Raw genomic sequence first — 25,564 nt, 5'->3', positions numbered from 1 at the left:
GATGACGACGCGGCTCTCTCTTCCCTATGGCCATGACGACAGTGAGTCCGCCGTCCCCACGGTCCATTCCATGATCTTAGGCGCGGGGAATTATGCGACTGTCGACAAAGGTCGCGTGGACCTGACGGCAGTCCCGCGCGATGTGCCGCAACGAGGCAGACCCCTTCACCAGCGAAGGGGTCTGCACGGCGCTGAGGGCGCCCCCTGTGGACGCCCTCAGCGTGTCATCCCCCTCAGCTGATGCTGCCGTACTCCACGGGGAAGTCCGGGGGCCAGGGCTGGTTGAAGTCGAACAGGGACGGGTCCTCGAACTCGCGGTCCGCCTCCCGCCAAGAAGGATCGCCGGAGACGACGAAGCTGTCCCCGTCCGGTTCGATCATCCAGGTGAAGGCCGCATCGTCCGCGGGGAGGCCATGGCGCTCCTTCAGCACTGCGAACTCCGCCTCCGATGCCCGGCGGACGTGGATGCCCTTCTCGTAGATGGGCTTGAGCAGCATCAGCTCCACATGACCGAAGTACACCTCGACGCGGGTGTCCGTTGCGTCGATCGCGGTGGCGTCGCTGCGCAGCAGCAGCTGCCGGTGCGACGCCGAGAAGCTGACCACCCGGAACAGACGTCCCTCTCGTACGAAATCCGGCATTCTCTGTTTTCTTCCTGTCCTGGGGGTTTGCGGGTCACTGGGCCCAGTCCGGCTTCGGCATGTCTTTGACGAGGCTCGGCACCTTGTCACCCGGCTTGGTGAAGTACCAGTCGACGGCGTCGAAGTTCCGGCGTCCAAGAAGCACCTTGAGACGCAACGTCGCCACTTCCCATGCGGTGCCGTTGTTGCTTCCTGGCGTGGCCACCGCTCGCCAGTCGCCACCCACACTTCCCGCGCTCGACGAGTTTGTTCAGGGCCTCCGCCGCAGTCTTCGCGTCTGGAACACCGTCCAGTGAAATGCTCAACTTCACCGACTCATCGTCCAGTGCCTTCTCGACGCCAGCCATCCAGATCGGACGCCCGTCACGCGTGAGGTCGACTCCAAGGCACCGAGCACGAGGTCCCGGAGCCGGTACGGGTCCTGCTGGGCGCCCGCACCCCCACGACCTACGTCTAGCACGAGGAACTCGTCGTGTCCGGAGTCGACTTGGAACGGCGTCTGACGGCGGACGGCACCCGGCACGCCGCCACCCTGGAGGGCGTGGCCGCCGGTCTCGCCTGGGCGGCGGGCCAGTGGCCGCGGCGGTTCGAGGTGGCGGTGCTGCTGGAAGCCCCGTCACGGACAGGGGAGTTGGCGCGGGATCGCTGGGTTCGATTGAGCCTGGGCGGACGGGCGGGGCGGCCGTTTCGGCAGAGAGGGTCAGGTAGGGCGGCACAGCAACCGGGGCGCGTGCGGGCGGCCTTGAAACCTCGCACACAAAACTCTCACCGTTCGTACAACCATTCCCACGCGTCATGGATCTGACCCCATGAGCCAACAGGCTCCACGATCACTTGGGCCCCGTACGAAACCACGAGCCGTGTGGAACGACGGGTGTCGGGGCCCCCTTTCTCCACGGGGAAGTTACATGCGCATGCGTGCCACCCTCGGCGTCGTCACCGGCGCCCTCGCCCTCTCCGCGATCGCCGTCCCGGCCGCTCAGGCCGACGACTCGTACGGCGACACGGCTGTCTCGGGCATCTCGGTGAACGCGGGCAAGGCCGTCGTCGTCGGTTCGACGGCGACGAAGACCGTCACGGTTTCGTTCACGGTCAAGGACGACTCGGGCGTCAAGAACGCCATGGCCCTGCTCTGGCACGGCTCGGACTTCGACAACGCCGACAGCGCCGCCGTCCCCAACACCAGCGACTCTTACGCCAAGTGCACCAAGGTCAACGCCACCACCTCGACCTGCAAGGCGACCTACGACCTCGAGCCGGGCTACAACGCCATCAACGCGGTCGCCGGCACCTGGAAGGTCTGGGTCATCGCCTCCGGTAAGGACGGCGACTTCGTCCAGAAGGACAACGCCAAGACCTTCCAGCTCCAGCGCCTGTCGAAGCTGACGGTCAACGCCTCCCCGGAGCCGGTGAAGAAGGGCAAGACCATCACCGTCACGGGCAAGCTGACCCGCGCCAACTGGGACGCCAACAAGTACGCCGGTTACACCGCGCAGCCGGTGAAGCTGCAGTTCCGCAAGGCCGGCGCCAGCACGTACACCACCGTCAAGACCATCAAGACGAACTCCACGGGCAACCTGAGCACCACCGTGACGGCGTCGGTCGACGGTTACTTCCGCTACAGCTTCGCGGGCACCTCGACGACCCCGGCGGTCAACGCCGCGGGTGACTACGTCGACGTCAACTAAGCACTCTCTCAGCCCTTCTCGTCCGTCTCTTCTCATTCGTCTTCTCTCATCGGGGAACGCATGCGTATACGTGCCACCGTGGCCGCCGTCTCCGGCGCCCTGGCCCTCTCCGCCCTCGCCGTCCCGGCCGCGCAGGCCGCCGGGCAGGGTGCGCCGAGCCTGGACCGGCCGAGCGTCGCGGAGCGTTTCGGCACCTCGTCCGCCAGGTCGGCGTTCGGAGTGGCCACCGCCGCGCCCACCGTCTCCAACGTGACGGTGAACGCCGGCAAGAACATCGTTCTCGGCACCACCGTCGCCAAGACGGTCAACGTGTCCCTGACCGCCAGCCACCCGAGCGGCATCGAGGACGCCTACATCGACCTCTGGCACGGCGCGAACCTGGACAACATCGACGGCTACCTCCCGCCGAGCGAGGACGCCGCGTCCTGCACGGCGACCAGCGCCACGACGTCGAAGTGCAAGCTCACCATCACGATCACGCCCGGCGCGGACGACGACGGGGAAGGCGAGCTGTACGCCAACTCGCTGGCCGGTACCTGGCATGTCACCGCGGCCGTCCTGTCCCAGGACGGCGAGATCTACTGGAACGACTTCTACAAGACCCAGAAGGTCCAGAGGCTTTCGAAGCTCACGGTCAACGCCTCCCCCGAGCCGGTGAAGAAGGGCAAGACCATCACCGTCACGGGCAAGCTGTCCCGGGCCAACTGGGAGGACCGCAAGTACCACGGCTACACCGGCCAGCCGGTCAAGCTCCAGTTCCGTAAGAAGAACTCCAACACCTACACCACCGTCAAGACCATCAAGACGAACTCCACGGGCAACCTGAGCACCACCGTGAAGGCGTCGGTCGACGGCTACTTCCGCTACAGCTTCGCGGGCACCTCGACGACCCCGGCGGTCAACGCCACGGGTGACTTCGTCGACGTGCGATAAACGATGTGAGGTAGGAGCGGAGAGGGCGCCGGCGGAGTTTCCGCCGGCGCCCTTCTCGTTCGCAGCGGTGGGCGCCGCGGTGAAACCTTTCCCATCCGCCGCGCATCTGACTACGTGACTCAACAGGCTCATGGGGACGACCACCCCGGAGCCCTTTTCCATGTGGGGGATCAGCATGCGCATACGTGCCACCGTGGCCGCCGTCTCCGGCGCCCTCGCTCTGTCCGCGTTCGCCGTCCCGGTCGCGCAGGCCGGCGACGGTTCTTCCGCCTCTTCCTACCGTGCGCACGCCGAGCAGGCGTTGTCGCACCTCACCTCGTCCGCGTCGTCCGCGTCGTCCGGGTCATCCGACTCGTCCGGCTCGGGCAGAACCGCGCTCCGTGCCCCTGCCCCGCCCACCCTCGATGTCAGCTTCTCGAACTTCAAGATCGCCAAGTCGGTCAAGGTCGGGACCAGTGGCAGTGTCTCCGTCACGGCCACCTACACGCTGACCCACGGCGCCGACGTCGACATCAACGCGGACGACTTCGCCAACGGCCCCCTCCTGTACAAGGGTTCGTCGATGGACAACGCCAGCAACATGCTGTTCGGTGAGTACCCGGCCACCTGCACCGCGACCTCGGCGACCACAGCCGACTGCAAGGGCGCGATCGAGATCGACCGGGACGAGGACTGGCTGACCAACGCCGACGCCGGAACCTGGTCGGGCGGCGGGCTGGCCATGAACTACAGCACCCGCGTCGACAAGGTGCAGGAGGGCCTGGGCAAGATCCTGGTCCAGCGGACCTCCCAGCAGACGGTCAACGCCTCACCCGAGCCGGTGAAGAAGGGCAAGACCATCACCGTCACGGGCAAGCTGTCCCGGGCCAACTGGGAGGACCGCAAGTACCACGGCTACACCGGCCAGCCGGTCAAGCTCCAGTTCCGCAAGGCGGGCTCCAGCACGTACAGCACCGTCAAGACCGTCAAGACGAACTCCACGGGCAACCTGAGCACCACCGTGAAGGCGTCGGTCGACGGTTACTTCCGTTACGCCTTCGCGGGCACCTCGACGACCCCGGCGGTCAACTCCGCGGGCGACTACGTCGACGTGACGTCGTAACCAGCGGCGACAGCGACAGGACGCCGGCCTCACGCCCTACTGAGGCCGGCGTTCCGCTTTCGTCATGCGGAAGCCAAACGTTGCCCATGCAACGGCCAAATCCAGTGGAGCGGCTACAACCCGCCCCGCCCCTCGTGGATCTGATCGCGTGAGTCAACAGACTCCTCGATCACTTCTCCCCCAGGGGAACGCAATGCGCACAAGAGCCACGCTGGCCGCCGTCTCCGCCCTGACCGGCGCCCTGGCCCTCACCGCCCTCACCGCTCCGGCGGCACAGGCGGTCGACTCCGGCACCCCGTACACGCTGGACGTCAGCTTCTCCAACTTCAAGATCGCCTCGGCGATCAAGGTCGGCACCACCAACGAGGTCTCCGCCAAGGTCACCTACACGCTGACCCACGGCTCGGACGTCGACATCACGGCGGACGACTTCTTCACCGACGCTTTCATCTACCGCGGCTCGTTCGACGACCCGACGAACGAGATCTACGACCACGACTTCTCCACCTGCACGACGACCTCGTCGACCACGGCCACCTGCACCGGCTCCGTCGACATCGACCCCGCCGAGGGCGACCTCACCAACGCGGACGCCGGTACCTGGCACGCCGCCGCCGAGGCGACCGCCTTCAACGGCCAGGACCCGTCGTCCAGCAGCATCGACTACAGCAAGGTCGGCTACAAGGACCAGGGCGCCCTCGCCACCACCCTGGTGCAGCGCTACTCCAAGCTCACCGTGAACGCCGGTCCCGAGCCGGTCTACAAGGGCAAGACCATCACCTCCACGGGCAAGCTGTCCCGCGCCAACTGGGAGGACGGCCAGTACCACGGCTACACCGTCCAGCCGGTCAAGCTCCAGTTCCGCAAGGCGGGCACCACCACGTACACCACGGTCAAGACCGTGACCTCGGACTCGTCCGGCAACGTGAAGGCCACCGCCACGGCCGCCTACGACGGCTACTGGCGCTTCAGCTTCGCGGGCACCTCGACCACCCCGGCGGTCAGCGCCACCGGCGACTACGTCGACGTCAAGTAGAACTCGCCCCTTATAGGGGCGCGGGGCTGTACAGACATGCGGCTCCGCCGCGTGTGCGCGACAAGCCACGATGCTCCCGCAGACGACACACAACGGGAGCATCGTCGGCCTTACAACGGCTAACACAATGAGGTGGATCAGTCCTGGTTGCCGTGTCCGGGGCGGGAGTTGAGCGTTCGGCCCGGTATGGGGATGTCGCCTTGGATCGTGTCGGATGAGCTGTGGGCTCACCTTGAGCCGCTGCTGCCCCAGCATGAGCGCAGGTTCCGGTATCCAGGCCGCAAGCCGTTGCCGGACCGGGAAGTACTGTGCGGGATCTTGTACGTGCTGCACACCGGGATCCAGTGGGAGTACCTGCCACAGGACCTCGGTTTCGGCTCGGGCATGACGTGCTGGCGACGGCTGCGGGACTGGAACGAGGCTGGAGTGTGGCAGCGGCTGCACGAGGTCCTGCTGGCCGAGCTGAACGCAGCCTCACGGCTGGACTGGTCCCGGTGCGTGGTCGACTCGTCCCACGTCAGGGCCCTAAAAGGGGGCAGCACACGGGCCCTTCGCCGGTCGACCGTGGGCGAGCCGGATCAAAACACCACCTCATCACCGACGGACACGGCACTCCGCTCGCGATCCTGCTGACCGGCGGCAATCGCAACGACGTCACCCAGCTCTTGCCGTTGCTCGACGCGATTGCGCCGGTCCGTGGCCGCGTTGGACGGCCACGGCGCAAACCCGACTCGCTGTTCGCGGACCGCGGCTACGACCACGACATCTACCGCGACCAGGTCCGCGCTCGCGGCATCGTGCCGGCCATCGCCCGCCGCGGAACCCGGCACGGCACTGGCCTAGGCATTTACCGGTGGGTGGTCGAGCGCACCTTCGCCTGGCTTCACGGCTTCCGACGCCTACGCATCCGCTGGGAACGACGAGCCGACATCCACGAAGCGTTCCTCAGACTTGCCTGCTGCCTCATCTCCCACCGGCAACTTGGGCTGCTGCGTTAGCTGTTGCTCTCCGAGGCGGCCCTGAACCCGCGATCTTGAATCACTGGGAAGGCTTCCTGCATGGTGGCAGCCCATTCATCGATCTCGTCATGGGACGTCCTGATGGCACTGATCAGCCATTCGAGCACGGCCAGCTTCGGCTCGCGGACGTTCAGGCTGAGTTCCTTCATCGGCACCTCTTGGTACGACATGCACAGCTGCCACCAGAACCTCATGAGGTAGCGGCACTCCTGCGGCTCGCGGTCGTCTGCAAGACGATCATGGATGACAGCCTGGACGCGTCGCCGCTGATCATCGTCACGAAAACCATTGCTGAGGTCCGTCAGGGTCACCGTCGGACACTAGCAACCAAACGCTGAGCAGGTCATTCTGTTAGGAGCTCTTAGCCCAGCGCTAAGCGACAACGCGGCGGTCGACCCACCTCCACGCGAGTTCCAGGACGGCCGCCGCCACCACCGAGATGCCGACCGCCAGCCACGGCATCGTCACCCCGACCAGCTTCAGCGCGAAGAAGTTCTGGAGTGACGGCACCACCAGCACCACCAGGAACGCGGCGCCCATCGCCGCGACCAGGGCGATCCGCCACCAGGTGTACGGGCGGGCGATGATCGCCAGCACCCACATGGAGATCAGGAAGAGCGTCAGCGTGGCGGCGCTGGTCTCCGCTTCCAACGCGCCGCTGCCGGTGTAGTAGTGACGGGCGATCAGATACGTCACGAAGGTCGCGATCGCCGCCACGACCCCGCCGGGGATCGAGTACCGCATGACCCGCCGGACGAAGTGGGGCCGGGCCCGCTCCTTGTTGGGCGCCAGGGCCAGGAAGAACGCCGGGACGCCGATGGTCAGGGTGGACAGCAGCGTGAGGTGACGTGGCAGGAAGGGGTACTCGACCTGCCAGCAGGCCACCAGGATCGCCAGCAGTACCGAGTAGACCGTCTTCACCAGGAACAGGGTCGCCACCCGCGTGATGTTGCCGATGACCCGACGGCCCTCCGCGACCACCGAGGGCAGCGTCGCGAAACTGTTGTTCAGCAGCACGATCTGCGCGACCGCCCGGGTGGCCTCCGACCCCGACCCCATGGCCACCCCGATGTCGGCGTCCTTCAGCGCGAGCACGTCGTTCACGCCGTCGCCGGTCATCGCGACCGTGTGCCCGCGTGACTGCAGCGCGCCCACCATCTCGCGCTTCTGCTGCGGGGTGACCCGCCCGAACACGGTGCCCTCGTCGAGCGCCTCCGCCATACCGTCCCGGTCGCCGGGGAGCCGGCGCGCGTCCACCGTGGCGCCGCTCAGCCCGAGCTTGGCGGCCACCGCGCCCACCGACACCGCGTTGTCCCCGGAGAAGACCTTCGCGCGGACGTCCTGCTCGGCGAAGTAGCCGAGCGTGTCGGCCGCGTCCGGCCGCAGCCGCTGTTCCAGTACGACGAGCGCGGCGGGCCGGGCACCGGCGGCCACCTCGGCATCGCCGAGGTCGCGGACGGCCCGGGCCAGCAGCAGCACCCTCAGGCCCTTCTCGTTGAGGCGCTCCGTCTCCGCGAGGTCGGGGTCGTCGTCGGGCAGCAGCACGTCCGGCGCGCCGAGCAGCCAGGTACTGGTCTCCCCGTTGCCCTCACGGAAGGAGGCGCCGCTGTACTTGCGGGCGGAGGAAAACGGCAGCGACTCGGTGCAGCGCCAGTCCTCGACGTCCGGGCAGGCGTCGATGATCGCCTGGAGCGAGGCGTTCGGCCGGGGATCGGACGCGCCGAGGGCGCCCAGCACCTGGCGTACGTACGACTCGTCGCCGCCCAGCGCCCGCACCTCGGTGACGTCCATGCCGCCCTCGGTCAGCGTGCCCGTCTTGTCGAGGCAGACCGTGTCGACGCGGGCGAGGCCCTCGATGGCCGGGAGTTCCTGCACCAGGCACTGTTTCCGGCCGAGCCGGATGACGCCGATGGCGAAGGCGACGGAGGTGAGCAGCACCAGCCCCTCCGGGACCATCGGCACGATCCCGCCGACGGTCCGCGCGATGGAGTCCTTGAGGTCGTTGTTCTTGACGAACAGCTGGCTGACGACCAGGCCGATCGCGGTCGGGACCATCATCCACGTCACGTACTTGAGGATCGTGGAGATACCGGAGCGCAGCTCGGAGTGGACGAGGGTGAACCGGGAGGCCTCCTCGGCCAGCTGGGCGGCGTAGGCCTCGCGCCCGACCTTGGTCGCCGTGAAGGCGCCCCCGCCGGCGACCACGAAGCTGCCCGACATGACCTGGTCGCCCGGCCGCTTCACCACCGGATCGGCCTCTCCCGTCAGCAACGACTCGTCGATCTCCAGCCCGTCCGCCTCGACGCACACCCCGTCCACGACGGCCTTGTCCCCGGGCCCGATCTCGATGAGGTCGTCCAGCACGATGTCACCGGTGGCGACCTGGGAGGCGACCCCGTCCCGCCGTACGGTCGGCCGGGACTCCCCGATCACGGCGAGCGAGTCCAGGGTCTTCTTCGCCCGCCACTCCTGGACGATGCCGATACCGGTGTTGGCGAGGATCACGTACCCGAACAGGCTGTCCTGGAATGGCGCGACGAACAGCATGACCAGCCAGAGCACACCGATGATCGCGTTGAACCGGGTCAAGACGTTCGCACGGACGATCTCGGAGAGGGACCGGCTGCTGCGCACCGGGACGTCGTTGACCTGGCCCCGAGCCACCCGCTCCGCGACCTCGGCGGTGCTCAGACCGGTCACCGCCGGGGCCGCCGTGGTGTGCGCAGGGTCCACCTCGGCGCCCGCGTCCATGTGCGTCATGCATCCGACGGTACGTGCGGATTTACGCGTTCACCCGCCGAGTGGGCGGAAGATCCGACTTGCGGAGGAGAGGGGCGGGGGCGAGTGATGCCCTGGTACTACGAGCCCACGCCCATGGACTCACGCTCACGCGCCTGCGCCCGTGGGTCGCCGGTCACTCCGCGGCGGTGACCGGTGAGTCCTCGTCGGCCGACCGCTTGATCGCCGCGTCCCGCCGGCGGACGTACCAGATGCCGATGAATCCCAGCCCGCCCCCGGCCAGGCAGGTCCACACCCACCAGGTGTGGCCGTGGTCCTCGAACCAGCCGTAGAAGGGGAGCTGCACCAGGAAGAGGACGAACCAGAGGATCGTGCCACCGACGATGGTGGGCACGATGGGGCCCTCCAGGGGCTCCGGAGCCTCGTGCTTGAGGGATCGCGTGGAAAACACGGACATGGGGACAGCTTACGGCCACCCTCTCCGCCCCTTCCCTACGCGGGTCTACGCGCGGAGATGGCGTTCCGTCGATCATATGTTCATACTGAAACGGTTTGTGTCCTGACACTTCTCTTCGTACGAAACACCAAAGGCGCTGGGGGAAAGCCGCTGGTGATGAGGTCCCGCATGCCCAGCCCGGCCCCCGCCAAGGTCCCCACGCCCCGTCAATCGGGCGGCGCGCCCGCGTACGGCGCCCTCGACCGTTACTTCAGGATCACCGAGCGGGGCAGCACCCTGCCCCGTGAGATCCGGGGCGGATTCGCCACCTTCTTCGCGATGGCCTACATCATCGTGCTGAACCCGATCATCCTCGGCAGCGCCAAGGACATGTACGGGCACCAGCTCGACAACGGCCAGCTGGTGACGGCGACGGCCGTGACCGCGGCGTTCACCACCCTGCTGATGGGTGTCGTCGGCAACGTGCCGATCGCGCTCGCCGCCGGTCTCGGGGTGAACTCGGTCGTCGCCCTCCAGCTCGCCCCCAGGATGTCCTGGCCGGACGCGATGGGCATGGTCGTGCTGGCCGGCCTCGTCGTGATGCTGCTGGTCGCCACGGGCCTGCGTGAGCGCGTCATGAACGCCGTGCCCTACGGCCTGCGCAAGGCCATCTCCATCGGCATCGGCCTGTTCATCATGCTGATCGGCCTCGTCGACTCGGGCTTCATCTCCCGCATCCCGGACGTCGCCCACACCACCGTCCCGCTCCAGCTCGGCGCCGACGGCCACCTCAACGGCTGGCCGGTCCTCGTCTTCGTCCTGGGCGCCCTGCTCACCCTCGCCCTCATCGTCCGCAAGGTCACCGGCGCGATCCTGATCTCGATCGTCACCATGACGGTCCTGGCCGTGATCATCAACGCGGTCGTGAAGGTGCCGTCCTGGGGGCTCACCACCCCCAAGTGGCCCGGCAACCCCGTCGCCACCCCCGACTTCGGTCTGCTCGGCAAGGTCAGCCTCTTCGGCGGCTTCGACAAGGTCGGGGTGCTGACCGGCGTCCTGTTCGTCTTCACCGTGCTGCTGTCGTGCTTCTTCGACGCGATGGGCACGATCATGGGCGTCAGCGACGAGGCCAGCCTGACCGACGCCCAGGGCCAGATGCCCGGCATCAACAAGGTCCTGTTCGTCGACGGCATCGCGGTCGCCGCGGGCGGCGCCAGCAGTTCCTCGGCCACCACCTGCTTCGTCGAGTCCACCGCCGGCGTCGGCGAGGGCGCCCGCACCGGCTTCGCGAACGTCGTCACCGGCGGCCTGTTCGCCGTGGCGCTGTTCCTGACCCCGGTCGCCACCATGGTCCCGTCCCAGGCGGCCACCCCGGCCCTGCTCGCGGTCGGCTTCCTGATCCTGGCCGGCTCGGTCAAGGAGATCGACTGGGCCGATCACACCATCGCCGTCCCGGCCTTCGTGACCATGGTGATGATGCCGTTCACCTACTCGATCACCAACGGCATCGGCATGGGCTTCATCACCTTCGTGGTGCTGCGCCTGGCGGCCGGCCGGGGCAAGGAGATCCCGGCCGCGATGTACGTCGTGTCGGCCGTGTTCGCCTTCTACTACCTGATGCCGGCCCTCGGCCTCACCTGATCCGGCGGGCCTCGCCTGATCCTTGGGGTCACGTGGCCCACCGGGCCCTCACGTGACCCCGTAGAACTTCTCCGTCTCCTCGACGGCCGCCTGGAACCGCTCGTCGAAGTCGTCGCGGACGAGCGTCCGGATCACATAGTCCTGGACGCTCATCCCCCTCTTCGCCGCATGGTGCCGGAGCCGTTCGAGCAGCTCCCCGTCGATCCGCAGGCTGAGCACGCTGGTCCCCATGACATGAGGGTCGCGGCAGATTTCCCACTGACGTTCACTTTCCGCCGCCGCGTCACTCGTAAGGGTGATGGTCGGGGTGAGTGGCCCGTGTCACGGCAATAGCCGTGCTCCCAGCTTGTTTAGCCAGAGTAATGAGTTACCCTAAAGAGATGCCGGACCTTACCCATGGCGACGACGCTGCCGCCGTGAACTCCCTTCGCTCCGCCGTGATGCGCCTGTCACGTCGACTCAAGCACCAGCGGGTCGACGAGTCGCTGAGCCCCACCGAGATGTCGGTGCTCGGCACCCTGTCCCTGTGCGGCAAGGCCACCCCGGGCGAACTCGCCCGCAAGGAGCACGTCCAGCCGCCGTCGATGACCCGGATCGTGGCGCTGCTCGAAGCAAAGGGGCTGGTCCGTCTGGAGCCGCATCCCGAGGACCGCCGCCAGAAAGTCGTCACGAAGACCGAGCAGGCCGAGGCCATGCTCGAAGAGAGCCGCCGCAAGCGGAACGCCTTCCTGGCCACCCTGGTCGACGGCCTCGACGAGGACGAGTGGGCGAAACTGCGCGCCGCCGCCCCCGTACTGGAGAAGCTCGCACACCGCTAGGCAGCGTTCACGAGGAGGCGAGCCCTTTTGAGTACGGGACCCGGAGCAGATTCCGTCCCCGCACCGACCACCCACGACACCCCGACCGCCCACGACTCCCCACTCGCTCCCGAGCCCCGGGCCACCCCCGGGCTCTCCCCGCAGGCGCCCGCCGGACGCTCCGCCCGCAAGTCCTCGATGTTCAGCTCGCTCAAGGTCCGCAACTACCGGCTCTTCTTCCTCGGCCAGGTGGTCTCCAACATCGGGACCTGGATGCAGCGCATCGCCCAGGACTGGCTGGTCCTCAGCCTCACCGGCTCCTCCACCGCCGTCGGCGTGACGACGGCCCTGCAATTCCTGCCGATGCTGCTGTTCGGCCTCTACGGCGGTGTCCTGGTCGACCGGCTGCGCAAGCGCCCCACGCTGCTCGTCACCCAGACGGCGATGGCCCTCACCGCGATCGCGCTGGCCCTCCTCACCCTCTCCGGCCACGTCCAGGTCTGGCACGTCTACCTCGCCGCCATCACCGTCGGCCTCGCCACGGTCGTCGACAACCCGGCCCGCCAGTCCTTCGTCTCCGAGCTGGTCGGCACCGGCCAACTGCAGAACGCGGTCAGCCTGAACTCCGCGAACTTCCAGTCGGCCCGCCTGGTCGGCCCCGCCGTCGCCGGCCTGATGATCACCGGGGTCGGCACCGGCTACGCGTTCCTCGCCAACGGCCTGTCCTTCGTCGCGCCCATCGCCGGCCTGCTGCTGATGCGCGCCCGTGACCTGCACGTCGTCGAGCGCGCCCCGCGCGCCAAGGGCCAGCTGCGGGAGGGCCTGCACTACGTCGCCGGGCGCCCCGACCTGATCTGGACCATCGTCCTGGTCGGGTTCATCGGCACCTTCGGCTTCAACTTCCCCGTCTACCTCTCGGCCTTCGCCGACGACGTCTTCCACGCGGGCGCCGGGTCCTACAGCCTCTTCAACACGCTGATGGCGATCGGCTCCCTCGCGGGCGCCCTGCTGGCGGCCCGGCGCGGCACCACCCGGATGCGGGTGCTGATCGCGGCGGCGGTGGCCTTCGGCGCGATGGAACTGGTGGCCGCGGCGGCCCCCTCGCTGTGGCTGTTCGCCCTGCTCATGGCCCCGATCGGGATGTTCGGCATGACCGTCAACGTCACCGCGAACACCAGCATCCAGATGACCACCGACCCGGCCATGCGGGGCCGGGTGATGGCCCTCTACATGATGGTCTTCCTCGGTGGCTCGCCCGTGGGCGCCCCGATCGCCGGCTGGGTCACGGACGCGTACGGCGTCCGGGTCGGCATGGCGGTGGGCGGCGCCATCGCGGCGGCCGCGGCCGTCACGATCGGCCTGGTCCTGGCCCGGGTGGGCAACCTGCGGCTGACAGTGGGCTGGAACGGCGGACATCCGCGAGTCGCCTTCGTACCACGGGAACGGGAGAAGCTGGCAGCGGCGGCGTAGGCCCTCCGGGCGTCAGTCGCGGGGGAAGTCGTCGGTCTCGAGGGTGAGGCCGACGACGGTGCCGGTGAGGTCCACGTCGTCTCCGAACGAGACCTTGGTCTCGATCGCGTAGTCGCCGTCCTTGGGGTGGAGGTAGAGACGGCACTTGCCCTGATACGGGTCGGCGATGAGGTATACGGGGACTTCGGCCAGCGCGTACGCGGTCTTCTTGGGGCCGTAGTCGTTGGCGGCCGTGCCCCGGGAGATGACCTCGGCGACGAACTCGACGTCCTCATGGCGCCAGCGTCCCTCGTCGTCCTTCACCGCCGACGCGCTGAGCAGGGCCACGTCCGGGCAGAAGCCGTTCTCGTGGCCGGGGAAGTCGATGCGTACGTCCGAAAAGACCTTGACGGCCATCCCGAACCTGTCCTCGACGGCCCGCACGATCCGGCGAATGATCTCCCAGTGGGTGTCACGCTGCGGCGTCATATGGACATTGCCCCCGACGATCTCGACCCTGAAGCCTTCGGGGACGGGCATCCGCTCAAGCCGCTCGAACCACTCGTCCAAGCGCTTGGTATTGGCGTCGGCCATGGCGATCCTGTCGTCTACGACGGTCATCGTGGCGCTCCTCCCCGGCTGCCCTGTGGACGAGTGCAGCCGCGCAGTACAACGATACGCACGGTGACCAGGACACGCCCGTGTGTGCGAGCCCGGCGGGCAGACTGGTCGCATGAGACTCTTCGCCGCCGTGCTGCCCCCCGAGGACGTGACCGGCGCACTCGGCGCCGAGGTGGCCGAGCTGCGGAAGCTGCCCGGCGCGGATGGCCTGCGCTGGACCGGTCGCCCCGGGTGGCACTACACCCTCGCCTTCTACGGCGAGGTGGACGACGACCTCGTACCGGAACTGTCGGCACGGCTGGCGCGGGCCGCGCACCGGACCGCGCCCTTCCCGCTGGCGGTGCGCGGCGGTGGGCAGTTCGGGCACGGGCGGGCGCGGAGGGTGATGTGCCCGCGCTGCGGCTGCTGGCGGACCGGGCCGAGTCGGCGGCGCGCAAGGCGGGCGTACCGATGGGGGAGCACCGCCGGTACAAGGCCCATCTCACGGTGGCCCGCAGCCGCGAGGAGGTGGACGTCCACCCCTTCCTGGAGGCACTGGAGGGGTTCACCAGCCGTACCTGGACGGTGGACGAGCTGACCCTGGTCCGCAGCAACCTGCCGACGTCCGGGGTGCCGGGGGAACAGCCCCGCTATGAGACGGTCGGCCGCTGGCCCCTGGAGGCGGCCGGTTAGGCTCGAAGACGTGGACCCGAAAACCCGGAACCGGATCATGGCCGGTGCGCTCGTGCTGATGTTCGTCGTGGTCGCGGTGGCGGCGGCGGTCGGGAGGTAGGACCCGACCGCCGCCGGCCGACAGACTCCCGAGGGCCGACAGCCCCGGGGGCTGTCGCCTACCAGGCGAAGGCCTCCGGAGACGGCCCCGGACCTGGGAAGATCTCGTCCAGGCCGGTCAGTACTTCCTCGCTCAGCTCCAGCTCGACCGCGCGCACGGCGGAGTCGAGCTGCTCGGCGGTGCGCGGGCCGACGATCGGACCCGTCACGCCGGGGCGGGTGAGCAGCCAGGCCAGCGCGGCCTCACCCGGCTCGACCCCGTGCTTCTCGAGCAGGTCCTCATAGGCCTGGATCTGTGCCCGTGCGGTGGGGTCGGCGAGGGTGTCCGCGGCCCGCCCGCCAGCCCGGCGCCCGCCCTGGACCTCCTTCTTGATGACCCCGCCCAGCAGCCCGCCGTGCAGCGGCGACCAGGGGATGACCCCGAGGCCGTACTCCTGCGCGGCCGGGATGACCTCCATCTCGGCGCGGCGCTCGGCCAGGTTGTACAGGCACTGCTCGCTGACCAGACCGATGGTGCCGCCGCGCCGGGCGGCGATCTCGTTGGCCTGGGCGATCTTGTAGCCGGGGAAGTTGGACGACCCGACGTAGAGGATCTTCCCCTGCTGGATGAGGACGTCGATCGCCTGCCAGATCTCCTCGAAGGGAGTCGAGCGGTCGATGTGGTGGAACTGGTAGACGTCGATGTAGTCGGTCTGCAGCCGCTTCAGGCTGGCGTCCACGGCGCGCCGGATGTTCACGGCGGACAGCTTGTCGTGGTTCGGCCAGGAGGGGCCGTCACCGGCCATGTTGCCGTAGACCTTGGTGGCGAGTACGACCTTGTCGCGGCGGCCCTCGCCCTTGGCGAACCAGCTACCGATGATCTCCTCGGTGCGGCCCTTGTTCTCGCCCCAGCCGTAGACGTTGGCCGTGTCGAAGTAGTTGATCCCCGCGTCCAGCGCCGCGTCCATGATCGCGTGGCTGTCCGCTTCGTCGGTCTGCGGACCGAAGTTCATGGTGCCGAGGACGAGTCGGCTGACCTTGAGTCCCGTGCGTCCGAGCTGCGTGTACTCCATGGTTCCCAAGCCAACGACTTGGAGTGCGCTCTACGCAAGCAGGCTTGACTGCCTCAGTCCCGGGGGAACTCGGCGGTCTTGAGGACGAGGTCCACGACGGTGCCGGTGAGCGGCGACGAACTCGACGCCCTGGTGTCGAAGGAGGCCCTTGCCGTCCTTGTCGGCGCCGTCGGCCAAGAGCGTCACGTCTGAGGCGAAACCGTTGAGGTCGCCCGGGTAGTCGATACGGACGTCGTGCAACAGGCGCTTGAGCGGGTACTTGGCGCGCAGCTGCTCGAGGATATCGATGGTGATGTTCCAAGAGGTGTCCCTCTGCGGCCACAGGAAGATGCTCCCCCCCCCCGACGATCTCGCTCTTGTAGCCCTCAGGGGTGGGACTCTCTTCAAGCCACTCGAACAGCGCGTCGAGGTATGGCCCGCCCGCACTGGCGCTGTTCTCGTTCCCCTCGGCCATCTCGATCCTGTCTTCAGGGACGGTCGTCGTGGCGCTTCTCCCCGGCTGTGACCGGGGCGAGTGCGGCCGTAGGGTAAAACGATCTGCGCGGTGACCAGGGCACGCCCCGATTCGGTCAATCACATTCGGCCGGATACGGCCCCGCCACATCCCACGCCTGATACATCGCGTCCGCGAACGCCGCCGCGATCTTGTGCTCGCCGCTCTCGTTCGGGTGCGTGCCGTCGTAGGTGTCGGTGTGGATGTCGTACGACGGCGGGAGCGACGCCAGCAGCAGGGGCGAGCGGGCCCCGTCCAGGTCGGCCACGGTCTTCGCCAGCAGGTCGTTGAAGATCCCCACCTGTGTCGCGAAGCCCGCGTCCGTCCGGGCCCGGATGTTGGGGATCACCGGCAGCAGGACGACGCGTATGAGCGGGTTGGCCTCCCGCGCGCCCGCCACGAAGGCCCGGACGTTCTGGGCCGTCTGCTCGGCGTTCGTGTAGAAGCCCAGGTCGATCAGGCCGAGCGAGACGAGGAGGACGTCCGCCCCGGTCTCCCGTACCGCCCCGCCGATCAACGGGGCCATGTGCAGCCAGCCCTCGCCCCAGCCGGCCAGGTGGCCGCGCGGGAAGTCCGGGTCGGCGTACGCGTACGAGGTGGGGGCGTCCGTCACCTTGTCGTGGAGCGCCTCACGCGGGCCGACCAGGGCGAACGGGCCGTCGTGGGTGGCGTGCAGGTGGCGCCACATCCAGTAGCGCCAGGTGTGTTCGCCCGCGCTTCCGATCGTCATGGAGTCGCCGACCGGCATGATCCTGAGCATCCGATCATGATGGACGATCTCCTCGACGGGTGGGGTGCGCGAGCGTGTGAGGCCCGCCACGCGCCCGTACGCCTGGGTCGGGATGGCAGGCTTGGGCCATGCGTCGCTCCCTTGCGTTCCTTGCCGCGGGCTTCCTCGTCGGTGTGCTCGCCATGCCGGCCGCCGCCGCGGACGGAGACGAGGGGTTCACGATTTCGGACCCCCGTATCACCGAGTCCAGCGGACTCGCCGCCTCCCGGCAGCATCCCGGGATCTACTGGACCCACAACGACCAGGACACCGGCGCCTACCTGTACGCCGTCGACAGCGCCACCGGGAAGACGGTCGCCAGGATCACCATGACCGGCGTGGGCACCCCTAGGGACGTCGAGGCGATCGCGATGGGCCCCGACAACGAGCTCTGGGTCGGTGACATCGGGGACAACGACGGGGTGACCTGGCCCTACGTCTGGATCTACAAGCTGCCCGAGCCGAAGGTCCTCAAGGACCAGTCCGTCAAGGGCACCCAGTACGTGGTGAAGTACAGCAACGGCTCCCGCGACGCCGAGTCCCTCCTGGTCCACCCCAAGACCGGCCGCGTCTACATCATCGACAAGCAGGAGGACGGCGGGCATCTCTACGAGGGCCCCGCCACCCTGTCCCCCTCGGGCACGAACCTCTTCAAGCCGGTCAAGCCCATCGACCTGTGGGCCACCGACGCCGCGTTCTCGCCGGACGGCCAACGGCTCGTCGTACGCGGGTACTTCGGCGGTCTCTGGTACGACTGGAACGACGGCGCCCTCAAGCGCGGCGGCCGGATCAGCGTGCCCCTCGGACAGGGGGAGTCCGTCTCCTACTCGGTCGACGGCAAGAAGATCCTGCTCGGCATGGAGGGCGCCGACAGTCAGGTGGAGGCGCAGGACGCGCCCGGCGGCTCCGGTGCCAAGTCGCCCTCGGAGGACGGGAGTTCCGGCGCGTCCGGGGGTGGCGGCGTCGTCACGAGCGGCAACGTCAAGGTCGGCGCGCTCGCGGTGGTCGCGGTCGTTGCCCTCTTCGGACTGCGGAGGCTGTTCCGCCGTTCCTGAGCGGCCTTTCCTGATCCGCCGTTCCTGAGTTCGCGTCACGCTCGCTGACGAACATCTGTGGACCGCGCCGCGCACAAGGTGACGTCCCCTCTATTGACGTGTCCATGTGACCTGACTTCCATGGGAGGTGCGGGAGTGGGAGCGCTCCCACCCGTTCCGGGCCCGCGCCTCCCGAGAGGAAGCAGCGACATGTTCCGCAGCTTGCGAAGAGCGCTGTGCGCGGCGGCGGCCGCGCTCCTGTTGCCACTGGGGGCCGGCGCGCAAACGGCCCACGCGGCCCAGCCCGGTACCGTGCGAGCGGCCGAGGCCGGCGCCGGGTACTGGCACACCAGTGGCCGTCAGATCCTGGACGCGGCCGGGCAGCCGGTTCGGGTGGCCGGGATCAACTGGTTCGGGTTCGAGACCGGCAACCACGTCGTCCACGGGCTCTGGTCACGGGACTACAAGAGCATGATCGACCAGATGAAGTCGCTGGGGTACAACACCCTCCGCATCCCGTACAGCGACGACATCTTCAAGAGCTCCACCGTCCCCGACAGCATCGACTTCTCCGGCGGCAAGAACGCCGGCCTGCAAGGGCTCAGCTCGCTGGGTGTGCTGGACAAGATCGTCGCCTACGCGGGTCAGGACGGCCTCAAGGTCATCCTGGACCGGCACCGCCCGGACTCCGGCGGCCAGTCCGCGCTCTGGTACACGGCGGCGGTGCCCGAGTCGACGTGGATCACCAACCTCAAGTCCCTGGCGACCCGGTACAAGGGCAACCCCACCGTCGTCGGCATCGACCTGCACAACGAGCCCCACGATCCCGCCTGTTGGGGCTGCGGCGACACGACGAAGGACTGGCGGCTGGCCGCGCAACGCGCCGGGAACGCGGTGCTGTCCGTCAACCCCGCGCTGCTGATCTTTGTCGAGGGCGTGCAGACCTTCAACGGTGTCTCCGGCTGGTGGGGCGGCAACCTGATGGGTGTCGCCCAGTACCCGGTGCAACTCGACGTGGCGAACCGGGTCGTGTACTCCGCCCACGACTACGCCACCAGCGTCGCCCAGCAGAGCTGGTTCAGCGACCCGGCCTTCCCGAACAACATGCCGGGGATCTGGGACAAGTACTGGGGGTACATCTTCAAGCAGAACATCGCGCCCGTGTGGGTCGGCGAGTTCGGGACCACCCTTCAGTCGGCGGTGGACCAGAAGTGGCTGGCCGCGCTGGTGAGTTACCTGCGGCCCACGTCGACGTACGGGGCCGACTCCTTCCACTGGACGTTCTGGTCGTGGAACCCCGACTCCGGTGACACGGGCGGGATCCTGAAGGACGACTGGTCGACGGTGGACACCGTGAAGGACGGGTACCTGGCGAGCGTCAAGGCGCCCGGGTTCCCGGTCGGCGGGAGTGATCCGGGTGGTCCCGGTGGTCCGGGAGGGGGCACGGCCGCCTGCACCGCCGCGTACACGGTCAGCAGCGACTGGGGCGGCGGCTTCAACGCCGAGGTCAAGGTGACCAACTCGGGCACCACCGCGCTCAAGTCCTGGAAGGTGACCTGGACCTGGCCCGGCTCGCAGAAGGTCACCAGCATGTGGAACGCGTCGTACACCCAGTCCGGCGCGAGCGTGACCGCCGTCAACGCCGATCACAACGGGGCGGTCCCGGTGGGCGGTTCGGCGAGCTTCGGGTTCGGGGGCGCACCCGGCGGCGGGGGCGTGCCGAGTGTGAGCTGCACGGCGACGTGAGCGGAGGGGCGTCCGGTGGGTGCCGGGCGCCCTTGACCGTGTGGCGGGCGGGGGTGTCGGTGCCGCCGCCGGACAGCGGAAAGACTCTCAACCGACATAGGTCGGCGGTGTGTTCATCCGTCCGGGTGATCATGCGGCCGTATGACCATGGATCGTGTGTTCACCCGGTTACGTTCCGTTGCATGGTCAGCTCACCACACGACGCGATGCACAGGATTTTCCGGGAGGACCCGGGGCTGTTGGCCCGCATCCTGCCCCGGGCGGGCATCTCGTTCCCCGAGTACACCTCGATCGATCTCCTGGACACCGATCTCACCGAGATCAAGCCCATGGAGCGTCGAGTGGACAGCATCTTCCGGGTCCACGTGCCCGACGACGAAGGCGGCTTCCTGCTCGCCGTTGAGTCGCAGGGCAAGCCGGACCCGGACAAGCGCAACAGCTGGACGTACTACTTGGCGCACATGCACGCCAAGTACAGGCTGCCGCCCTTCCTCGTGGTGCTCTGCAGGGACAAGGCGACGGCCGCGTGGGCGGCGGAGCCCATCCGGATCGGGCGTCGCTTCCACACCAGCATGCTCGTGTTCCCGTTGGTGCTCGGTCCCGGGAACCTGTCCGTGATCACCGATGCGGACGAGGCCGCGGAGGACGTTCCCCTTGCTGTGTTCTCCGCGTTCGCTCACGCCAAGGACCCGGGTCTGCCTGCGATACTGGAGGCGCTGGCGGCAGCGCTGGCAGGCCGGGATGAAGGCAGTGATGACTGGGCGGAATACGTCGAGATCGGTCTGGGCGATGGCCCGGCCCGTGACCTTTGGAGGCAACTGATGGCCACCTACACCCCGAACTTCCCCGGCAGCGGCACGATCGTGGAAGAGGCATGGCTCGCGGGTCGTGCCAAGGGCGAGGCCGAGGGCCGTGCCAAGGGCGAGGCCGAGGCCATCCTCCAGATCCTTGGCACGCGCGGCATCGAGGTTTCCGGCGGGGTCCGGGACCGGGTCCTGGGCTGTTCCGATCTGGACGTGCTGGGAGGCTGGCTCGGCCGCTCCCTTAGCGTGTCGAGTGCCGAGGAATTGTTCGCCGAGGAGTAGGACCTACGAAGGGCGCCCCCGGCGGGCATCTCATTCCCCGGGTACAGCTCGATCGATCGGAGGTAACTGATGGCCACCTACACCCCGAACTTCCCCGGCAGCGGCACGATCGTGGAAGAGGCCTGGCTCGCGGGTCGTGCCGAGAGCCGTGCCGAGGCCATCCTCCATATCCTCGGCTCGCGCGCCATCGAGATCTCCGACGCAGTCCGGGACCGGGTCCTGGGCTGTTCCGATCTGGACGTGCTGGGAGGCTGGCTCGGCCGCTCCCTCAGTGTGACGAGTGCCGAGGAACTGTTCGCCGAGGAGTAGGACCTACGAAGGCGCGGTGAACGCCTCACACGGTGGAGGGCGCTCGGTGTCCGCGCGCCGGGTGCCCACGCCCGTCGTACGCAAGGGTCAAGGGCGTCGGGTGGCGGCGACGGGTCCCCGGATCGGCACGATCGCGTGGCCGCGGCGCGGCTTGGGGGCGTCGAGCATGCTGACGCCGTTGTAGGCGCGGCCGCGGACGTAGAGCACGGGTGCGGCCACGAACATCACGAAGATCGCGATGATGCTGACGGGGAACAGGGCCGGGCTGGACTCGCCCTCCGGCAGGGTCTTGCCGCCTTGGTGGACGGCGTAGACGAGCGAGGCGACGAAAATGACCGCGCACAGGGCGGCGAGGATGAGGTGCGCGGCCGAGGCGCGGCGGGTGCGGCCCTCGTCGCGTACCTCGGCCAGCAGGGAGGCCTCGCAGACGGAGCAGGTCAGCTCCACGCTCTGTTTGCCCGTCGCCGGCCGGCGCACACGGTAGTCGGTGTCACGCCACTTGATGGTCCGCGTTCTGGTGACGACACCGGTCGTTCTGTCGCTGAGTATGTGCCGCACCGCGACCTGCACGGTGCCCGATATCGGTCTGGCCATCGCCCCGCCGTCCCCTTCGTCGCATCGCCCGAGGCGGGCGCATGGGAGCAACAGTGTCGGGGGCGCGAGGGAGGGGTTCAACGGGACACCGAAGGCTTTGCCTTGATCTTGCCCAGGGCGTAAACACGTTGGTACGGCGGGTTGTTGCTCCTGCCCGCTCGGTCCCGGACTGTCCGTCACCCCAGATAGGCAGGCGCGACCGCGGAGGGCATCAGGCGGCGGGCCGTGCCCGTTCCGTCGGCGGGGACGGTCCACAGGTCCGAGCCGTAGTCGCCGGGGAGGGCGTAGACGAGGGTGGAGTCGTCGGACCAGAGGGCCTGGTCGTCGATGTTGCGTTGCTCGGCCGTCGCGGTCTCCTTCATGGTGTGGAGGTCCAGGACGTAGAGGCGCCAGGGAGCGTCGGGGGAGGCCCCGTGGACGCGTTTCTTGTAGGCGAGCCGGGTGCCGTCGGGGGAGAGGGAGGGGCACTCGACGTTGCGGTGCAGCGTGGTGAGGGTGCGTGCGGCCACGTCCCCGCGGACCAGGTACGTCTTCCCGCCGGTCGCCAGCGTGGCGTAGAAGCTGTTGTCGTCGGCGAAGGTGACACCCCAGACGTTGGTGTCCGCGGCGTGGTAGGGACGGCCGTCCTTGGTGATGTGGAAGGTCTCCAGGTTGTCGTCGATCGCCCAGGTGCGGGTGTCGACGATGGCGGTGCGGGTGGAGAAGTCGGTGCCGGCGTACGAGTCGCCGCTGACGAAGACCGTCCAGGCGACCATGTGGCCGGAGGGCGAGACCCGGGCCCGGGTGGGGATGCCCGCCGCCGGGAAGTGGTGCACCTCGTGGAGGTGGGAGTCGAGGACCACCGCGCGGTAGCTGTCCGACAGCGCGCCGTGCACGGCCCGCAGACAGACGGCGGTTCCGGCGGCCGCGTGAAAACGCAGGCACTTGACGCCCGACGCGGTGCGCGGCCCGCGCGGATCGTCGGCGGGCACGGAGGCTATCTCGTCGCGGTGCGGGCCCCAGGCCAGGTTGCGGACCAGCAGCCGTCGGCCGGTCGACGGACGCAGCGAGACGGTACCGGCCCGCACGGTCGGGCCGTTCGCCTGCTGCTGGTCACGCAGGTCGGACCGGTGGGCGGCGTGCAGCACGGCCCCGGTACCGACCGCCCCGAGCAGCAGAACGGCGACCAGCAGGAACGTCAGACGGGCGGTTCTGGTCACGAGGACACCTCATAGGCCTCATAGGCCTCATGGCCCTCATCGGCGGTACGGAGAAGGAATGAGGCCACTACGGCGCTGACGGCCAGTGCGGCGGCGGTGACGGCGAGGGCGGTCCGCCCGCCCCACAGGCTCCAGGCCGCGCCGAAGGCGAGCGAGCAGCCGAACCGGGCCAGCGCCTGGCCGGTGCCCACCAGTGCCTGCCCGGCGCCCTGGTGGCGTGCCGGGACGGCTCCCGCGGTGGCGGCCGCGAGGACACCGTCGGTGGCCGCGTAGAAGGTGCCGTGCAGGACGAGGACGGCGAGCACGGCCGGGACGCCGTGCCAGGGGGCGAGCACCAGGCCGTAGCCGAGCAGCAGGACGCCGTGGCCGGCCAGGAAGAGCCGGCGGCGGTCGACGCGGTCGGCGAGCGCGCCGAGCGGGACGGCCAGCAGCAGGAAGACGGCGGCCGTGCCCAGCGGCAGCAGCGGGAACAGGTGGGCGGACAGGTCCCCCTCGCGTTGCAGGAGGAGGTAGAGGAAGGAGTCGCTGACGGTGGTGAGACCGAGGAGCGCCGCGCACACGGTGAGGCGGCGCAGCCCGGGCCGGCGCAGCAGGGCGAGGGAGTCGCGCAGGGCCGGGGGCCGCTCGGGCAGGGTCACGGCGCCCGCGGGGGTGATGCGGCGGGGCACGAACAGCAGCAGGACCAGGACACCGAGTGCGGCCACGCAGCCGCTGACCGCGAAGACCGCGTCGTAGCCGTCGACGGTGGCCCGCAGTACGGCGAACGCGACGAGCGGGCCGAGCAGCGCGCCGGTGGTGTCCATGGCGCGGTGCACCCCGAACGCCCGCCCCCGGTACGCGGGTTCGGTGGACAGCGAGATCATCGCGTCCCGGGGAGCGGTACGCAGCCCCTTGCCGGTGCGGTCGACCGCGAGGACGGCGCTGAGCACGGGGAGGGTGTGGGCGAGCAGCAGCAGCGGCTTGCACACCGCCGACAGGCCGTAGCCGAGGCCCGCCACCACCTTGTGCCGACGTCCGCCCCGGTCGGCGAGATGACCTCCGGCCAGCCGTACCAGGGCCCCGACGCCGTTGTTGATGCCGTCGAGGACACCGAAACCGAGCGGGGACAGGCCAAGCGCGGTGACCACGTACAGCGGCAGGACGGCCGTGACCATCTCCGAGGAGACGTCCGTGATGAGGCTGACCGCGCCCAGGGCCAGCACGGTGTGGGGCACGGCGGCCGACCGCCGCCCCGGACGGGGGTCCGGGGCGACGGGGGCCTTCGTACCGCGGGAGTCCGCGAGGTACACCGGCGTCAGTTCCAGATGCCGGTGATGTCGGCCGCCGAGGCGGCGTTGCCCGCGTGCGCGGTCAGACCGGCCAGGTCCTCCACGGTGCGCAGCACGTTGTAGTGGTTGTACGTGGTGGCGCTGGAACTGCCGGGGGTGACGTGCTGCCCGTACAGGACGGTGGGGATGCGGTTGCCGGAGAGCTTGTTGTCCTCGTCGAAGGTGACGGCGAGGACGCTGTTGTGGGTCTTGGCCCAGGTGGCGTAGGCGCCCAGGTTGTTCTTGATCCAGGTGTCACCCGTGGAGACCGAGCAGTCGTGCATGTCACTGCACAGGTTCGGGGTGACGAAGGAGACCTTCGGCAGGGTCGTGTAGTCGGTCGGGAACTGCGTCATCGTCTTCGCGGTGCTGGTGGGCACGTTGGAGAAACCGAACCACGGGTTGTGCTTCTGCGCGTAGTTGCCGCTGCTGCAGGTCGTCGAACCCTGGCTGGGCAGCGACTCGTTGTAGCTCGCCCAGGTCTTCCCGGCGGCGATCAGCTCGGCGGCCAGGTTCGGCGCGGAGATGGACCCGACGCTGACACAACTGTCGTCGGTGCGGCCCTGGTTGGAGCCGGAGAACAGCATGTAGTAGTTCGGCTCGCTGGGGTGGGTGAGGCCGTACGACTGGGTGAGGTTGGCGCCACCCGCCTTGAGGGTGTTGTTGAGGTAAGGGGCGCTGGAGCTGCCGATCACCTGCGAGTAGGCGTGGTTCTCCATCACGACGACCACGACGTGGTCGGGCGTGGGGAGGGCGGCGGCCTGAGCGGTGGTGCCGGTGACGGTCCACAGACCGATGGAGGCGGCGGTGAGGGCGACGGCTCCGGCGAGCGAGGCGAGGGGGCGTCTGCTGGGCTTGGCGGCCTTGACGGCGGTCATACCTGTCCTCCGGACAGCAGTGACGGACGTACGGGGGGTGGCAGCGCCGTAACTGTAGGTGCCCGCCCGGGGCCCCGGCCGCGCGTCGCGAGGGAAGATCAGGCGAACGCTGGGCCCTGCCGGGCAAAGCCCGCGTCAAGGGCTCCCCATGCCGGTAAAGCCCCCGTCAAGCGGTGCCGCCGCATCGTCGCCCCACCCCACCGTACGACGACGAGGGGCGCCCGT

23 protein-coding genes and 4 pseudogenes are annotated in these 25,564 nt (G+C 68.7%); 14 read left to right on the top strand and 13 right to left on the bottom strand.

Translation table 11 applies throughout. The features are described 5' to 3' along the window. Positions 1–233 precede the first annotated feature (233 nt). Positions 234–641 carry a hypothetical protein gene (locus ACFYRY_RS21580; protein ID WP_389147766.1) on the bottom strand — a complete coding sequence of 136 codons (408 nt, stop codon included), beginning with the start codon at positions 639–641 and terminating at the stop codon, positions 234–236. A 34-nt stretch (positions 642–675) separates the two neighbouring features. Then, a pseudogene (locus ACFYRY_RS21575) lies at positions 676–988 on the bottom strand (polymorphic toxin type 27 domain-containing protein). 35 nt (positions 989–1,023) lie between these two features. Here ACFYRY_RS21575 and ACFYRY_RS21570 point away from each other — a divergent pair. The 6 genes and pseudogenes from ACFYRY_RS21570 to ACFYRY_RS21545 all read left to right on the top strand — a co-directional run. Next, a pseudogene (locus tag ACFYRY_RS21570) lies at positions 1,024–1,290 on the top strand (hypothetical protein); the annotation flags it as partial. A gap of 259 nt (positions 1,291–1,549) precedes the next feature. Next, positions 1,550–2,329 (top strand): DUF5707 domain-containing protein, encoded by a 780-nt coding sequence (locus ACFYRY_RS21565; RefSeq protein WP_389147763.1) that lies wholly within the window; start codon positions 1,550–1,552, stop codon positions 2,327–2,329. Between the two features lie 60 nt (positions 2,330–2,389). Then, complete coding sequence (locus ACFYRY_RS21560; protein ID WP_389147761.1) at positions 2,390–3,262, top strand: calcium-binding protein; 873 nt, start codon at positions 2,390–2,392, stop codon at positions 3,260–3,262. A 175-nt stretch (positions 3,263–3,437) separates the two neighbouring features. Then, positions 3,438–4,364: a hypothetical protein gene (locus ACFYRY_RS21555; protein ID WP_389147758.1), complete on the top strand. Its 927-nt coding sequence runs from the start codon at positions 3,438–3,440 to the stop codon at positions 4,362–4,364. 193 nt (positions 4,365–4,557) lie between these two features. Continuing rightward, complete coding sequence (locus ACFYRY_RS21550; RefSeq protein ID WP_389147756.1) at positions 4,558–5,400, top strand: hypothetical protein; 843 nt, start codon at positions 4,558–4,560, stop codon at positions 5,398–5,400. A gap of 186 nt (positions 5,401–5,586) precedes the next feature. Next, a pseudogene (locus ACFYRY_RS21545) lies at positions 5,587–6,398 on the top strand (IS5 family transposase). Here ACFYRY_RS21545 and ACFYRY_RS21540 read toward each other — a convergent pair. From ACFYRY_RS21540 to ACFYRY_RS21530, 3 genes are all read right to left on the bottom strand, one after another. Further along, positions 6,395–6,730, bottom strand: coding sequence for a hypothetical protein (locus ACFYRY_RS21540; protein ID WP_389147753.1), 336 nt, complete (start codon positions 6,728–6,730; stop codon positions 6,395–6,397). The pseudogene ACFYRY_RS21545 and the gene ACFYRY_RS21540 sit on opposite strands and share 4 nt — an antisense overlap. A 61-nt stretch (positions 6,731–6,791) precedes the next feature. Beyond that, positions 6,792–9,179, bottom strand: coding sequence for a cation-translocating P-type ATPase (locus tag ACFYRY_RS21535; RefSeq protein WP_389147749.1), 2,388 nt, complete (start codon positions 9,177–9,179; stop codon positions 6,792–6,794). A gap of 154 nt (positions 9,180–9,333) precedes the next feature. After that, the gene (locus ACFYRY_RS21530) at positions 9,334–9,615 is read right to left on the bottom strand and encodes a DUF2530 domain-containing protein (protein ID WP_389147746.1); all 282 of its coding nucleotides are present in this window, start codon (positions 9,613–9,615) and stop codon (positions 9,334–9,336) included. Positions 9,616–9,783: 168 nt separating this feature from the next. Here ACFYRY_RS21530 and ACFYRY_RS21525 point away from each other — a divergent pair, with 168 nt between their 5' ends. Continuing rightward, positions 9,784–11,235, top strand: coding sequence for an NCS2 family permease (locus ACFYRY_RS21525; RefSeq protein WP_389147743.1), 1,452 nt, complete (start codon positions 9,784–9,786; stop codon positions 11,233–11,235). 48 nt (positions 11,236–11,283) lie between these two features. Here ACFYRY_RS21525 and ACFYRY_RS21520 read toward each other — a convergent pair whose 3' ends face one another. Next, a complete protein-coding gene (locus ACFYRY_RS21520; protein ID WP_356777854.1) occupies positions 11,284–11,466 on the bottom strand; it encodes a ribbon-helix-helix protein, CopG family in 183 nt (60 codons plus the stop codon). Positions 11,467–11,615: 149 nt separating this feature from the next. Here ACFYRY_RS21520 and ACFYRY_RS21515 point away from each other — a divergent pair, with 149 nt between their 5' ends. Together ACFYRY_RS21515 and ACFYRY_RS21510 are read left to right on the top strand one after the other, a co-directional pair. Beyond that, positions 11,616–12,053 (top strand): MarR family transcriptional regulator, encoded by a 438-nt coding sequence (locus tag ACFYRY_RS21515; protein ID WP_362449553.1) that lies wholly within the window; start codon positions 11,616–11,618, stop codon positions 12,051–12,053. A gap of 27 nt (positions 12,054–12,080) precedes the next feature. After that, complete coding sequence (locus ACFYRY_RS21510) at positions 12,081–13,502, top strand: MFS transporter (protein ID WP_389147739.1); 1,422 nt, start codon at positions 12,081–12,083, stop codon at positions 13,500–13,502. A 12-nt stretch (positions 13,503–13,514) separates the two neighbouring features. On the opposite strand, the gene ACFYRY_RS21505 is transcribed toward ACFYRY_RS21510, so the two are convergent. Further along, positions 13,515–14,102, bottom strand: coding sequence for a Uma2 family endonuclease (locus ACFYRY_RS21505; RefSeq protein WP_389147736.1), 588 nt, complete (start codon positions 14,100–14,102; stop codon positions 13,515–13,517). Between the two features lie 112 nt (positions 14,103–14,214). Between ACFYRY_RS21505 and thpR the strand changes: the two are divergent. Beyond that, positions 14,215–14,774, top strand: a pseudogene (thpR, locus tag ACFYRY_RS21500) (RNA 2',3'-cyclic phosphodiesterase). Between the two features lie 158 nt (positions 14,775–14,932). Here thpR and ACFYRY_RS21495 read toward each other — a convergent pair. Together ACFYRY_RS21495 and ACFYRY_RS21490 are read right to left on the bottom strand one after the other, a co-directional pair. Beyond that, entirely contained in the window at positions 14,933–15,925 is a 993-nt protein-coding gene (locus ACFYRY_RS21495) for an aldo/keto reductase (protein WP_389147734.1), read from the bottom strand. A 569-nt stretch (positions 15,926–16,494) separates the two neighbouring features. Then, the gene (locus tag ACFYRY_RS21490) at positions 16,495–17,178 is read right to left on the bottom strand and encodes a GDSL-type esterase/lipase family protein (protein WP_389147731.1); all 684 of its coding nucleotides are present in this window, start codon (positions 17,176–17,178) and stop codon (positions 16,495–16,497) included. A 98-nt stretch (positions 17,179–17,276) separates the two neighbouring features. On the opposite strand from ACFYRY_RS21490, the gene ACFYRY_RS21485 reads away from it, so the two are divergent. The 4 genes from ACFYRY_RS21485 (at position 17,277) to ACFYRY_RS21470 (ending at position 21,361) form a co-directional block, all read left to right on the top strand. Next, a complete protein-coding gene (locus ACFYRY_RS21485; RefSeq protein WP_389147728.1) occupies positions 17,277–18,242 on the top strand; it encodes a WD40 repeat domain-containing protein in 966 nt (321 codons plus the stop codon). Between the two features lie 189 nt (positions 18,243–18,431). Beyond that, positions 18,432–19,967: a cellulase family glycosylhydrolase gene (locus ACFYRY_RS21480; protein WP_389147726.1), complete on the top strand. Its 1,536-nt coding sequence runs from the start codon at positions 18,432–18,434 to the stop codon at positions 19,965–19,967. Positions 19,968–20,149: 182 nt separating this feature from the next. Then, the gene (locus ACFYRY_RS21475; RefSeq protein WP_389147723.1) at positions 20,150–21,052 is read left to right on the top strand and encodes a hypothetical protein; all 903 of its coding nucleotides are present in this window, start codon (positions 20,150–20,152) and stop codon (positions 21,050–21,052) included. Between the two features lie 69 nt (positions 21,053–21,121). Next, positions 21,122–21,361, top strand: coding sequence for a hypothetical protein (locus tag ACFYRY_RS21470; RefSeq protein ID WP_389147720.1), 240 nt, complete (start codon positions 21,122–21,124; stop codon positions 21,359–21,361). Positions 21,362–21,448: 87 nt separating this feature from the next. On the opposite strand, the gene ACFYRY_RS21465 is transcribed toward ACFYRY_RS21470, so the two are convergent. The 4 genes from ACFYRY_RS21465 to ACFYRY_RS21450 form a co-directional block, all read right to left on the bottom strand. Then, positions 21,449–21,955 carry a hypothetical protein gene (locus tag ACFYRY_RS21465; protein WP_389147718.1) on the bottom strand — a complete coding sequence of 169 codons (507 nt, stop codon included), beginning with the start codon at positions 21,953–21,955 and terminating at the stop codon, positions 21,449–21,451. Between the two features lie 176 nt (positions 21,956–22,131). After that, positions 22,132–23,154: a TolB family protein gene (locus ACFYRY_RS21460; RefSeq protein ID WP_389147715.1), complete on the bottom strand. Its 1,023-nt coding sequence runs from the start codon at positions 23,152–23,154 to the stop codon at positions 22,132–22,134. Continuing rightward, complete coding sequence (locus ACFYRY_RS21455; protein WP_389147713.1) at positions 23,151–24,443, bottom strand: MFS transporter; 1,293 nt, start codon at positions 24,441–24,443, stop codon at positions 23,151–23,153. The genes ACFYRY_RS21460 and ACFYRY_RS21455 overlap by 4 nt, the downstream gene beginning before the upstream one ends. Positions 24,444–24,448: 5 nt before the next feature. Further along, a complete protein-coding gene (locus tag ACFYRY_RS21450) occupies positions 24,449–25,339 on the bottom strand; it encodes an alkaline phosphatase family protein (RefSeq protein WP_389147711.1) in 891 nt (296 codons plus the stop codon). Between the last annotated feature and the right edge of the window lie 225 nt (positions 25,340–25,564).

This window comes from Streptomyces sp. NPDC005263, from assembly GCF_042872365.1.
Lineage (GTDB): Bacteria > Actinomycetota > Actinomycetes > Streptomycetales > Streptomycetaceae > Streptomyces.
This window is presented reverse-complemented; position numbering and strand designations above follow the sequence as displayed.